Annotated in this window: 15 protein-coding genes; 13 read left to right on the top strand and 2 right to left on the bottom strand. The window is 36.1% G+C overall.

Translation table 11 applies throughout. The annotated features are described in order from the left end of the window. Nucleotides 1-11: 11 nt before the first annotated feature. From ACPF63_RS18445 to ACPF63_RS18390, 12 genes are all read left to right on the top strand, one after another. Nucleotides 12-320, top strand: coding sequence for a hypothetical protein (locus ACPF63_RS18445; RefSeq protein WP_426480875.1), 309 nt, complete (start codon nt 12-14; stop codon nt 318-320). A gap of 5 nt (nt 321-325) precedes the next feature. Next, nucleotides 326-739, top strand: a complete 414-nt coding sequence (locus ACPF63_RS18440; RefSeq protein ID WP_426480874.1) for a PaaI family thioesterase — start codon at nt 326-328, stop codon at nt 737-739. A 30-nt stretch (nt 740-769) separates the two neighbouring features. Continuing rightward, the gene (locus ACPF63_RS18435; protein WP_426480873.1) at nt 770-1,465 is read left to right on the top strand and encodes a DUF6624 domain-containing protein; all 696 of its coding nucleotides are present in this window, start codon (nt 770-772) and stop codon (nt 1,463-1,465) included. Between the two features lie 59 nt (nt 1,466-1,524). Then, nucleotides 1,525-2,730: a 3-oxoadipyl-CoA thiolase gene (gene pcaF / locus ACPF63_RS18430; protein WP_426480872.1), complete on the top strand. Its 1,206-nt coding sequence runs from the start codon at nt 1,525-1,527 to the stop codon at nt 2,728-2,730. A 78-nt stretch (nt 2,731-2,808) separates the two neighbouring features. Then, nucleotides 2,809-3,402, top strand: a complete 594-nt coding sequence (locus ACPF63_RS18425) for a transferase hexapeptide repeat family protein (RefSeq protein WP_077413742.1) — start codon at nt 2,809-2,811, stop codon at nt 3,400-3,402. A gap of 47 nt (nt 3,403-3,449) precedes the next feature. Then, the gene (locus tag ACPF63_RS18420) at nt 3,450-4,028 is read left to right on the top strand and encodes a transposase (RefSeq protein ID WP_426480871.1); all 579 of its coding nucleotides are present in this window, start codon (nt 3,450-3,452) and stop codon (nt 4,026-4,028) included. Nucleotides 4,029-4,086: 58 nt separating this feature from the next. Beyond that, nucleotides 4,087-4,914, top strand: a complete 828-nt coding sequence (locus tag ACPF63_RS18415; protein WP_426480870.1) for an alpha/beta hydrolase — start codon at nt 4,087-4,089, stop codon at nt 4,912-4,914. Between the two features lie 119 nt (nt 4,915-5,033). After that, a complete protein-coding gene (gene paaZ, locus ACPF63_RS18410) occupies nt 5,034-7,529 on the top strand; it encodes a phenylacetic acid degradation bifunctional protein PaaZ (RefSeq protein ID WP_426480869.1) in 2,496 nt (831 codons plus the stop codon). A gap of 100 nt (nt 7,530-7,629) precedes the next feature. After that, the gene (locus tag ACPF63_RS18405; protein ID WP_426480868.1) at nt 7,630-8,349 is read left to right on the top strand and encodes an XAC2610-related protein; all 720 of its coding nucleotides are present in this window, start codon (nt 7,630-7,632) and stop codon (nt 8,347-8,349) included. A gap of 132 nt (nt 8,350-8,481) precedes the next feature. Further along, complete coding sequence (locus ACPF63_RS18400; RefSeq protein WP_156118866.1) at nt 8,482-8,643, top strand: bacteriocin-like protein; 162 nt, start codon at nt 8,482-8,484, stop codon at nt 8,641-8,643. A gap of 151 nt (nt 8,644-8,794) precedes the next feature. Then, the gene (locus tag ACPF63_RS18395) at nt 8,795-9,565 is read left to right on the top strand and encodes a DUF4241 domain-containing protein (RefSeq protein WP_426480867.1); all 771 of its coding nucleotides are present in this window, start codon (nt 8,795-8,797) and stop codon (nt 9,563-9,565) included. 2 nt (nt 9,566-9,567) lie between these two features. After that, nucleotides 9,568-10,263 (top strand): SMUG2 DNA glycosylase family protein, encoded by a 696-nt coding sequence (locus ACPF63_RS18390; RefSeq protein WP_426480866.1) that lies wholly within the window; start codon nt 9,568-9,570, stop codon nt 10,261-10,263. A gap of 72 nt (nt 10,264-10,335) precedes the next feature. Here the strand turns inward: ACPF63_RS18390 and ACPF63_RS18385 are convergent, their stop codons facing one another. Both ACPF63_RS18385 and ACPF63_RS18380 read right to left on the bottom strand, forming a co-directional pair. Next, the gene (locus ACPF63_RS18385) at nt 10,336-11,157 is read right to left on the bottom strand and encodes a T9SS type A sorting domain-containing protein (protein WP_077413736.1); all 822 of its coding nucleotides are present in this window, start codon (nt 11,155-11,157) and stop codon (nt 10,336-10,338) included. Nucleotides 11,158-11,194: 37 nt separating this feature from the next. Then, nucleotides 11,195-11,746, bottom strand: coding sequence for a phage tail protein (locus tag ACPF63_RS18380; RefSeq protein WP_077413735.1), 552 nt, complete (start codon nt 11,744-11,746; stop codon nt 11,195-11,197). A 252-nt stretch (nt 11,747-11,998) separates the two neighbouring features. On the opposite strand from ACPF63_RS18380, the gene ACPF63_RS18375 reads away from it, so the two are divergent. Then, nucleotides 11,999-12,763: an enoyl-CoA hydratase/isomerase family protein gene (locus ACPF63_RS18375; protein ID WP_077413734.1), complete on the top strand. Its 765-nt coding sequence runs from the start codon at nt 11,999-12,001 to the stop codon at nt 12,761-12,763. Nucleotides 12,764-13,033: the final 270 nt, after the last annotated feature.

Here is a 13,033-nt window from a genome sequence, read left to right as displayed (position 1 = left end):
TAATTATTTTCATGAATATTGAAGAATTCAGAGCAGAGCTGAATACAAGGCTTTTAATTGAGAAACAGTATTTAACTCAGGAAGCCTCCTCTGTAAATGCTGAGGAAAGGCTTGAGCTGTTAGGAAAGTTTAATGAAAAATATAAGGAGCTGATTAAAAGATTAGCTATTGAAAATGGAATTGATTTAAGCGAATCATATCCCTCTGAAGATTCATCAGACTCAGAAAATCTTACATATGAGCAAATCATTCTGGGTAAAACAATGAATGTTTATGACAGATTATCGGATGAGCTGTATGAAGAAATAACAAACATATAATAGAAATGAATCCAAGACAAGTAGCAGATTATATGTTCAATCAGGATTATTTTTCCCAGTGGATGAATATTAAGATGATTGAAGTAAAAGAAAATTACTGTTTAATAGAAATGCCCATCAAGAAAGATATGATTAATGGGCTTAAAACAGTTCATGGCGGGGTTACCTTTGCTTTTGCAGACTCTGCGCTGGCATTTTCATCCAACAATACCGGAAATGCTGCTGTAGCACTGAACTGTATCATCAATTTTACCAAAGCGGGAAAAGAAGGTGATGTCTTCAGAGCAGAAAGTGTGTTGGTGAATGACACGAGAAAAACAGCCGTTTATGACATTCAGATTACCAATCAAAATCAGGAGCTGATTGCAAAATTTGTAGGAACGGTCTACAAAATCGGGAAGAAAGTAACTGATTTATAAAAACTAAAACCAGACATCAAATTAAACAAAATGAGAAAAATAATTGCATTGTTTTTCGGGATTTCAACCCTTTTGATCAATGCTCAGCAGAAAGTAAATGAAACTTTGAAAAAAGAACTTGATGACATCATGAAAGTGGATCAGGGATACAGAATGCTTTTTGATACCGAGATAACGCCGGAGAAAAAAGAACAGCTGCTGAAAGATCTGAATATTGACAAGGAAGAGTTCAAAAAGAAAAACTGGCAGCTGGTGGCAGAACATGATAGCCTGAATATAAAGAAAATTGAAAGTATTATTGCTCAATATGGTTATCCCGGAAAAACACTGGTTGGAGAACCTACGAATCAGGCAGCTTGGTATGTAATTCAGCATTCAACCAAAATTGGAAAATATCTGCCTCTCATTAAGGAAGCTGGGAAAAAGAAAGAAATTCCATTCACATGGGTTGCCATGATGGAAGATAGATATCTGATGCAGGAGGACAAAGAACAGATTTATGGAACGCAGGGAAAAGGCGAAATGACAAAAGATAAAGACGGAAAACAAATCTTTGTCAATTTTGTATGGCCTGTAAAGGATCTTAAAAATGTAAATAAAAGAAGAAAAGAAGCAGGGTTTGATTCCACCTTTGAAGAAAGCGTCCAAAGAATGTATGGGAAGGACTTCAAATATGAACCCTATACTTTAAAACAGGTTTTAGAATTAAGAAATAAAAACAAATAAATAAAAAAGATAGCGTATAATTTTCAAATTATCCATTATCCTATTTTCAAAGTAAAATTATGAACAACGTATACATCATAGACTATGTCAGAACTCCCATCTCAAAACTGCAGGGGGGATTATCAGAAGTGAGAGCAGATGATCTGGCAGCTATTGTGATCAAAGAAGTGGTTGCTAGAAATCCTGAAGTTCCTGTGGAGGAAATTGAAGACGTTATTTTCGGATGTGCCAATCAGGCGGGAGAAGATAACAGAAACGTTGCAAGAATGGGACTTTTACTGGCTGGTCTTCCTTATAAAATCGGAGGAGAGACTGTTAACAGACTGTGTGCTTCCGGAATGTCTGCTGTAGCAAATGCATTCCGTTCCATTGCTGCAGGAGAAGGAGAAATTTATATTGCAGGAGGAGTTGAGCATATGACGCGTTCTCCTTATGTGATGTCAAAACCAAGTGCTGCTTTCGGAAGAGACAGCCAGATGTTTGATACCACTTTCGGATGGCGTTTCATCAACCCTAAAATGAAAGAATTGTACGGGGTTGACGGAATGGGAGACACTGCTGAAAACTTAGCCGATATCCACCAGATCAGCAGAGAAGATCAGGATAAATTTGCCCTTTGGTCTCAGCAGAAAGCGACAAAAGCTCAGGAAAGCGGCAGACTGGCAGAAGAAATTGTAAAAGTTGAAATTCCACAGAGAAAAGGGGATTCTGTTGTTTTCGAAAAAGATGAATTTATCAAGCCGACGTCTTCTATGGAAGGGCTTGCAAAACTTCGTCCGGCTTTCAGAAAAGAAGGAACGGTAACTGCAGGAAACGCATCAGGGATGAATGACGGTGCTGCAGCTTTAATTTTAGCAAGCGAAGAAGCCGTTAAAAAATATGGTTTAAAACCAAAAGCAAAAATTCTGGGATCTTCCGTAGCAGGTGTTGAACCAAGAATTATGGGGATTGGTCCTGTAGAGGCAGCTCAAAAAGTATTGAAAAGATTAAATCTTTCTCTTGAAGATATGGATATCATCGAGCTCAACGAAGCATTTGCTGCACAGGCGCTGGCTGTAACCAGAAGCTTAGGATTGAAAGATGATGATTCAAGAATAAACCCGAACGGAGGTGCTATTGCGATTGGCCACCCACTGGGAGTTTCCGGAGCCAGAATTGTAGGTTCTGCCGCAATAGAGCTTCAGAAGCAGGATAAAAAATATGCTTTGTGTACCCTTTGTATCGGTGTCGGACAGGGATATGCAATGGTAATCGAAAAAGTGTAATCAATTAAAAAAGATAAAAGATATAGAGTCAGGAAAAATGTCTGACATCTGAAATCTACTATCTGATCTTTAACAAATATGAACATCTACTCATACCATGGGATTCGTCCCATTATAAAACCATCTGCTTACATTCATCCGCAGGCAGTCATTATCGGGAACGTAGAAATAGGAGAAGAAGTATATATTGGTCCCAATGCGGTGATCCGTGGCGACTGGGGAAAAATTATCATTAAAGATGGAGCCAACGTACAGGAAAATTGTACCCTTCATGTTTTCCCGAATATAGAAACAATTTTAGAAGAGTCTGCCCATATCGGACATGGAGCAATTATTCATTCTGGTCACATTGGAAAAAATTGTCTGATTGGAATGAATTCCGTTGTGATGGACAAAGCCTATATCGGTGATGAGAGTATCGTGGGAGCATTGGCTTTTGTACCGGCTAATTTCAGATGTGAACCAAGGAAACTGATCGTTGGAAGCCCTGCAAAAATTATCCGTGACGTTTCCGACGAAATGATACACTGGAAAACAGAAGGAACAAAACTTTATCAGGAGTTGGCAAGAGAAGGAAAAGAAGCTATTCTGCCTTGTGAGCCTTTTACTGAATATGTTCAGCAGATTCCAACGAAAATTGTGGATTACAGTATTTGGGATGATATCAAATAATAGTATACAAGAAAACCTGTTAGGTTTAAATTAATACCAGATTTAAAATGATTAATACAGAAAATTTTGAATTTGAAGGTACATATCACATTTTCTCTCATGTAAATGGGATTGAAGTTATTTTTCGTGAACCATCAAATTATCAATTTTTTCTGGAAAAGATAGAAAAATATATTCTTCCGGTCACTGATATTTATGCTTATTGTCTATTACCTAATCATTTTCATTTGTTGTTAAGATTTAAGAATTTTGATGATGTGAATAGTGAAAATGAGTATCAGTTTTTAATGAAGCATTTTGGTAATTTATTGAATGCTTATGCTAAAGCTTACAACAAAAAATATAATAGAAAAGGAGCTCTTTTTCTGAATGCGGTAAAACGAAAGAAAATATCTGATGAAAAGTATTTATTGAAAGTTTTCCATTACATCCATAACAATCCGATTAATCACGGATTTGTAAATAAAATTGATCAATGGAAGCATTCTTCATATAATTCATATGTAAATCCTGAAAAAGAAAGTAAATTGAATAGAAAGGAAATCATGCAGTATTTTGATTCGCTAGAAGTTTTTAGAAATTATCATAAGTCGACTATTGAATATGATTTTTTAAATTTTGAATAATTGCTAATAATCAAACCTAACGGGTTTTTAAAACCCGTTAGGTTTAAAAAAATTAAATATGATTAAAAAAATTGCACTGGTATGCAGCATGATGTTGGCGATGAATGGTGTGGTATCAGCACAGGCTGTTACTACAAAACCGCTTACAATCGGAGAAGTGAGGACGATCAAGTCCAAAACGTTAAATGAAGACAGAACGTTGAATATTTATCTTCCACAAGGCTATGATAAAACAAAATCATACCCGGTGATCTATCTGTTGGATGGAAGTATGAATGAAGATTTTATTCACGTAACAGGATTAGTACAATTCTTTAATCAGATGTATTCCATGCCGGAAACCATTGTGGTGGGAGTTGCTAATGTAGACAGAAAAAGAGATTTTACTTTTCATACAGATTTAAAAGACTTGCAGAAAGACTATCCTACAACAGGACATTCTGATAAGTTTATAGCATTCCTTGAAAAAGAATTAAAACCTTATGTGGAAAGTCAGTTCAAAACTACAGACAAATACCTTTTCGGTCAATCTTTAGGAGGACTTTTGGCCACAGAAATCCTTTTGAAAAAACCGGAAATGTTCAACAACTACTTTATCATTAGCCCAAGTTTGTGGTGGGATGACGAAAGCCTTTTAAAACAAGCTCCACAATTACTTTCAAAATCTCCGGATACTCAAAAGTTTGTCTATGTGTCTGTAGGGAAAGGAGAGCATCCGGTGATGATAAAAGATGCTGAAGCTTTCTACGATGTTTTGAAAAAAGCAGGAAAGAAAAACTGGACATTAGAATATAAAATGATGGAAACAGACAATCATGCAACTATTCTTCACAGAAGTTTATATGAAGGATTGGTGAAAATGTTTCCTTATCAGGAACCGAAATAAATAATAAATCTAATAATATGACAATGTAAGCTGTAATAGTCACACTTGTCATGCTGAGCGTAGTCGAAGCATCTCACTGGTAAACTATTACACCATTACATTGATAAATTAAATATTTTATGGAAAAGTTAAAAAACTATATCTACGGACAATGGGTAGAAGGTACCGGAAACGGAATGCCTTTGTACAATGCCGTTACAGGAGAACAGGTAGCTGTTTCCGACACAGAAGGGCTTAATTTTGAACAGGCTCTTGACTATGGAAGAACAGTAGGATATAAAAACCTTTCTTCAATGACTTTCTACGACCGTGGTGAAATGTTGAAAAAAGTAGCACTTTACCTGCTGGAAAGAAAGAAAAAATATTACGACTTATCATATAAAACAGGCGCTACCCATGTAGATTCATGGGTGGATATTGAAGGAGGTTTCGGAACTTTCTTTACCTATTCCGGATTGGCAAAAAGAATGCTTCCCAATACATCATTTTGGGTAGATGGAGATACTCAGAAAATTTCAGCTAACGGAACTTTCTTGGGAACTCATATTTTAACGCCTAGTGAAGGTGTTTCTGTACAAATCAATGCCTATAACTTTCCGGTATGGGGAATGCTGGAAAAGCTTTCTACTTCATTATTGGCAGGTGTTCCTTCTATTGTGAAGCCATCTCCTTTCGGATCTTATCTTACCAATGCGGTATTTCAGGATATGATTGAAAGTGGAGTATTACCTGAAGGTGCCGTGCAATTAGTCTGTGGAGAACCAGGGAATATTCTGGATTATGTACAGGATGGAGACTCTGTATTATTCACAGGTTCAGCCCACACGGGTAGAAAATTGAAATCAATGCCTTCTATCGCTGGTAATGCTGTTCGTTTCAACATGGAAGCAGATTCATTGAACTGTTCAATTCTTGGATTGGAAGCAAAACCGGGAACTCCGGAATTTGACTTATTCATCAAAGAGGTTCGTAACGAAATGACTACAAAAGCAGGACAGAAATGTACGGCAATCAGAAGGATTATCGTTCCTGAACACTTAATCGGTGACGTTCAGAATGCTTTGTCTAAAGCTTTGGATCAGACTAAAATCGGAAACCCATTAAGCAGAGAAACTAAAATGGGATCTTTGGTGGGAAGACAGCAGTACGAAGAAGTTCTGAGAAAAGTAAATATTTTAAAATCAGAAACAGAACTTGTCTATGACGGAAAACACGAGCTGGTAGATGCTGATTATGAAAACGGTGCATTTATGAGCCCGAAACTATTCCTGAACGACAAGCCTTTTGAAAAAAATATCTCTCACGATGTAGAAGCTTTCGGGCCGGTATCTACATTAATGCCGTATAAAGATGCTGAAGAAGCAGCGGCACTGGCAAAAAGAGGAAAAGGAAGTTTGGTAGGTTCAATCATTTCTCATGACGAGAATTTTATCGCAGAAACCTCTTGGAAAATGGCTTCCCAACACGGAAGAATCTTTGTGCTGAACAGGGATAACGCCAAAGAAAATACAGGCCACGGTTCTCCACTTCCTACATTAATGCACGGAGGTCCTGGTAGAGCTGGAGGTGGTGAGGAAATGGGCGGACTAAGCGGTCTTCATTTCTTCTTACAGAAAACAGCTATTCAGGGATCACCGGATGTACTGAAAGCAATTACCAAGATCTACCAGCAGGGAGCAGAGAAAAAATTCTCAGACAAACATCCTTTCCAAAAGTATTTTGAAGAAGTGGAAGTAGGAGATTCTTTGGAAACCGCAGGAAGAACTGTTACCGATGCAGATATCGTCAACTTCTCCAATGTTTCATGGGATCATTTCTATGCCCATACTGATGCAACGAGTTTATCAGGAACCATCTTTGATAAAACTGTAGCTCACGGATATTTCATTCTTTCAGCAGCAGCAGGATTGTTTGTTTCAGGTAAAAAAGGACCTGTTATTGCCAATTACGGATTAGAAGAATGTAGTTTCTTCAAACCTGTATATGCTGGAGATACGATCACTGTTTATTTAACAGCAAAAGAAAAAATCAACAGAGGAGTAAAAGGCAGAAACATTCCTTCCGGTGTTGTAAAATGGCTGGTTGAAGTGGTGAACCAAAGAGATGAGGTGGTTTGTGTAGCAACAATTTTGACATTGGTTGCAAAACAATCTCCTTTCATTGATCTGAATGTGAAAAATGTTCAGAAAATGTTGAATGGATTAACGGAAAGCACTCCTGCGCTTTGGGGAAAAATGTCTCCACAGCAGATGATAGAACATCTTGAACAGGCTCTTCTGGTAAGTTTTGGTGAACCTGAAGCAGAGAAGTGTTTTACTCCCGAAGAACATCTTGAAAAATGGCAGGATTCCCTGTATAACCACAGAGCAATGCCAAAAGAATTTACGGCTCCGTTCCTTCCGAAGGATGGCTCACTTCTGGAACCAACACACAGAAATCTGGAAGCCGCAAAACAATCATTCATGGATAACCTGAAGAAATTTGTGATCTATTACAAAGAAAATCCACAGGCAGAACACATGAATTATGTATTCGGAAAACTGAATAAAGAAATGTGGGAACTGATGCACAAAAAGCATTTTACGCACCACTTCCAGCAGTTTGGATTGATTTAATTCAGGAAAATATAAATTTAAAATCCCTTTCAGTAATTGAAAGGGATTTTTATTTCAAATATGACCGGAAATATATAAATTCAGGAATATTTTTTTAATCATGAAACCTTTAAACATTTCTCTTGTCTTTTGTTCTTTTTTACTTTTACTCTTTTTTTCCTGTTCTGGAAATCCGAAACCTGATAAAAAAGGTTATTTTTCTGAAGAAAAATTTGTTGATAGCCTGAATGTTGGACGGAAGGGTAAAACCAAAGTCGAGATTGAAAAATTCCGGCATGTCAAGAATGGTGATGTGTTTGTTACCTTGAATTTTTATGATCTAAAAGATATCTGGGTGGAAACTAAAGGTTCAATATTTCATACCTGGGAATTAAAGAACAGTTTTAAATTTATCAAAGATGGAGTAACCGGTTTAGATGTTCAGATAAGTGACTTTAATAATGATGGCTTCAATGATATGACTTACCAAAGCGGAATAGCTGGAAGAGGAGGGAATATTGTAATGACCTTATTTTTATATGAACCGAAAAATAAAGATTTTATCCACATCAAAAATTCAGATAATTATCCAAACCTAAGTTTTAATTCAAAACTAAATTGTATCAATTCTGTAATTTTAACAGGCTCTACCACAACCGCATTTCTAAAAATTAAAAAAGATTCTCTGGATGAATTTGCACGAGTAGATGTTTCTGATAAAATAGTGGTGGAAGAAAAAGATTCTACAGGCAAGTTTAAAATTATTGAAGAAAAACTATTCAAAGGAAAGGATGATGATTTTTATAAAATTTTTAGAAACTACAAGCCTTTAGAATATTGACAGGCTTATTTTATATAGAAGAGGATGTTCATTATTTCAGTTAGTTATATTTTTTTGCTTAAAAATACCTAACTTTAATAGGCGAAATCCGAAAAGCATATAGAGTAGGAGATAACATCAAAACTGAACACTATGAAAAACTTAAAAAAACTTTCAAGACATGAGTTGAGATCTCTTAAAGGATCCGGGCCAAACTGGTCTTGTGTCCTTAATCCTTGTCCTCCCGGAAGCTGCTGCCTTCCTGGAAGATGGCCTGATATTGCCAGAGCATGTTATATATGTGCCGATTCTTAGATTTTTTAATTTAAAACAATACATAAAGCTGCAATTCCTCTTGATTTGCGGCTTTATTTTATAATCTTTTGTTAAAACATCTTTCCTGTTTGATGCACTTAGATTTATTCATTACTTTCAAACCTGAAATCAATTCATAAAATAAAAAATAATGAACGAAAACTGGATACAAAAATGGGAAGAAGTGAAAAATATTCTGGTTTGTCCTACAGATCTGGAAGCGTATTTTACTTCTGATGAAATTCTGGGAAAGAAATTAGAGACGATGGAAATTGGAAATGTTTCTCTTCCTTCCGGAAAAGTGGTGGTAAGAGATCCTTTGGTTTCTTTAAATGCAAATCAATCACCTTATTTTATTCAGACTCCGAAGGGGAATTTTCCTGTGACTATTGCCGTGGTAAAATCTGAAGATTGGGGGGCCAGGTATGCTGTTGTAAAGGTTGAATTTACCAAAGAAAAGCCTGTTATTTACAGAGAAGCATTAGTCGGGATTGAAGAATTGGAGGGGGTAACCGAAGATGATTTTTTTGGTTTCGGAGTAGATGCAGGTTTGGGGTGTATTACGGATAAAGAAGTACTTCCTTTTGTAGATAAATTTGTAGATGGAATAGCTGTCGATAATGTTTATGATGATTATTTCGCTGAGCTTTTCTCACAAAGCTATAAAGAACATCCCAATAATCAGAGGGAAGCAGGTGACTGGATCAATTGGACGGTTCCGGGTACCAGTTATCAGATTCCGATGTTTGCAAGTGGTTTTGGCGATGGTAGCTATCCTGTTTACTTTGCTTATGATGACAATGAAGAAATCTGTGGTTTATACATTCAGTTTATTGATATTGAATTGGCTTTAAGTGATGAAGATGAAGATGAAGATGAAGATGAGAGTGAACCTGACAATTTTATTTTTCTTAAAAACTAAATATGAATAAAACTTTTGCAGACCACATCATTGAATTCAATGAAAACCTTAGTTATAAAGGAAGCCTTCCTGAAGGTTTTGAAGTCTTGAATCCCTATCTGGGTAATCCTGAAACATTAATGGTGATGCAAAAGTTTTATCACAAGTATTATAATGATTCCACTCAGCGAAAATTTATGATCGGAATCAATCCCAGCCGTCATGGAGCAGGGGTAACCGGAGTTCCGTTTACCGATACCAAAAGACTTGAAAGTATTTGTGGAATAAAAATGAAATCAGCCCATACCCATGAAGTTTCTTCTGTTTTCATGTATGATATGATTGAAGAGTATGGAGGTGTAGATCTTTTTTACAAAGACATTTATATCAATTCTCCATTTCCGCTGGCTATCGTGAGAAAAACAAAAAACGGATGGCTTAATGCCAATTACTATGATGATAAAAAGCTGTTTGAAGCTGTAAAAGACTTTATGATCGAATCTTTGAAGAAACATATCAGTCTTAATCTCGATACATCAGAGGTATTTGTTCTGGGTAAAAAAAATGCTGACTTTATTTTAAAACTAAACAAAGAAGCAAAACTGTTTGATACCATGACTGTTCTGGAACATCCCAGATACATTCAGCAGTATAAATCGAAAGAAAAACAGCTGTATATAGACAAGTATATTCTGGCATTGAAAAAACAAAACCCTTAAAAATATTAAGGGTTTTGTCATTCATGAATTAGAATCTTTATGGGATATGGAACTATATAAAATTTCCTGAATTTAGTTTTTAATAACTTTGGTTGATTCTGTTGCTGTTTTGATAATATAAACTCCTTTTGGAAGCTCTGAAATATTGATTTCATTATTTCCCTTCTGAGTTTGTACTGTTTTCAGCGTTTTACCATCCAGACTGTAGATTTTAGCTTCACTGGCTTTTTCTGTTGTGATAGAAATAGGCCCGTTGGTTGGGTTAGGATAAACAGTCAAGTCTTTTTTAATGCTTTTAGCTTCCGAAGTACCCAATACCAGATTGCTGTCTTTTACCCAGGTGAAAGCATCAATGGCTACATATCGGTATAACCCGTTCGCAGTGATCTGCAGCTCATCAATCACAATGTTTGAGTAATTTTGTCCATTTAAATTAGTTAGGTCAATCAGGGTGTATCCGTTCGTACTCCCTAAACTTGTCGCAAATCCGCTGGTTTTTGTTTGGGTAAATTTTGTGACTCCGCTTAGTTTTCCGGTTACAGTTAGTGTTCCTGCTACATTGAGATCGAGGTTCAACGCAGAAAGATACATCCAGAATCGGTTTACTTTAAATAAATTAGAAGTTGTTTTAATACTGAAAGAGGGAGGAGACTGGGTATCGTTGGAATTGTCAATGTATCTGTTGTCATTAGCTGTTCCATTCCAGCCTGTACCTGGGTAATTTCCTTGAATATCGAAAACACTTACATGTGAAATGATATTGAAAATGACTCCATTGTCGGTGAAGCTTGTACTTCCGTGCGATTCCGTTTCAAATTGTTCTGTACTGGTCTGCCCGAATGTGATAATTGAAATGAGCAGACTACAAATTGTTAAAAAAGTAGTGCTTTTCATGATTTTTTTTGTTTTAAATATTAGGTTATTGTGAATATTAATCTCTTGGAGGGTAAATGCCTTCAACGCAGATGATATAATTTAAACCCAGATAAGGAGGCATATTATTCACCGGTAAATTTTGTCCTATAAAGGCAATGCTTTGTCCGTTAATCACGGTATCAGGATTAGAATCATTTACAAAGCTGGATACCACGTTGAAATCTCTTCCCACCTGTGTTCCTGAGATCGCAATAGATGATGTAGCAGTAGGTGTTGATGAGTTGGCATTCTTATTAGCTACTTTCAATTGGAATCCACCTGCGATGCTAGGAAGATTTGAGGTTAAAAGAGTATTCTGTGTAGTACCGGATACCACTCCCAAAGGATAGAACTGGTTGGCGTTTACATTTCCTGCTCCTAAGGCCATACGCCCTTTTAAGTTAGGTAATGCAAAAGTACTGATACCATCTCCTCCGTAAGTTGTTCCTAAAATAGAGAATAAGGCCGAATTTCTTGAAATGCTTATTAAGCTTCCGTCGCAAAACATCCAGCCTCTAGGTGCGAAATTTCCTGCAAATAATTTTACAATTCCAATGTACTCTTCCATAATAATGATATTTAGTTTTAAATTTCTTACTCTGTTATGGGCTTTTCAGATTCCGCCTTTGGTTATTATTCTAAGCCAAAGGAACGATTAATAAGAAGGGAGTGCTAGAGTAGAAAATACCAAATTATAGATTCCGTATTTCTACGTAAAGGGAATCTTATAAATGGTATATCTATAATAGAAATTATTATCTTTAAGTTTCTCTGAAAGAGCTGTATTTCGTATTTTTGTAAGAATCCAATAAAAATAAAAATGAGCGAATTTGTAGCATCAGAAATTAAAAATAATATTGCTGAGATCAGTTTCGGAACACCCAAAAGCAATTCTCTTCCGGGAGCTATTTTAGAAAAACTGGCAGAAACCATTCTTGAAGAGGGAGCGAAAGATGAGGTGAAAGCTATTTTAGTAAAAAGTGCAGGTGAAAAAGCTTTCTGCGCAGGAGCAAGTTTTGATGAGCTTTTAGCTATTGAAGAACTGGAAGCTTCCACACAATTCTTTGGTGGTTTTGCAAAAGTGTTGAATGCTATGAGAAACTGCGGAAAAATCGTAGTAGTAAGAGTTCAGGGAAAAACAACTGGCGGAGGAGTTGGAATTGCTTGTGGAGCAGATTATTGTTTTGCAACGAAAGATTCGGCTTTAGCACTTACTGAGATCAATCTTGGAATAGGACCTTTTGTAATAGGACCTTATGTAGAGAGAAAGATCGGAAAGTCACAATTCTCTGCGATGGCTATTGATGCAGACTTCAGATCTGCTGAATGGGCTGAGCAGCATAATGTCTATCATTCCGTATCAGATTCTATTCAGGAGATGGATGAGAAACTGGAGAATTTTTTACAGACTTTAGCGTCAAGAAGCAGTGAAGCTTTAGCATTAATTAAAAAAGTATCATGGGAGGGAACAGACCACTTCAACGAATTGATGCCGGCAAGAATTCATATGAGCGCAAGTCTTATCCTGGAAGATTCAGCCAAGAAAAATATTCAGTCTATTAAAGAAAAGTTGAGAGCGAAATAAATTTCTTCTTGATTAAAAAAAATAATAAGATTCTAATCTATACATGATCCGGCGAAACATTTGTTTCGCCGGATTTTTTTATGTCTTTTGTATTTCAATATTGCATTATTCAAAAGTTATTCTTTAGTATTTGTAGAATTGATTTGGTTTAATTATTTGGGTGTTTTAATGCTCTTTTGTTAATTAAATCGTTGTTTTGGTTTCTATTTGATGTGTTTTTAACTTATTTTACGATATTTTCTTCTTTTTAATAAACTTATTTAACTCAAT

The sequence above is a fragment of the Chryseobacterium sp. R2ACT005 genome (assembly GCF_049949215.1).
Classification (GTDB): Bacteria; Bacteroidota; Bacteroidia; order Flavobacteriales; family Weeksellaceae; genus Chryseobacterium.
The sequence above is the reverse complement of the archived record's forward strand: the minus strand, read 5'-3'. Positions and strand labels throughout refer to the sequence as shown.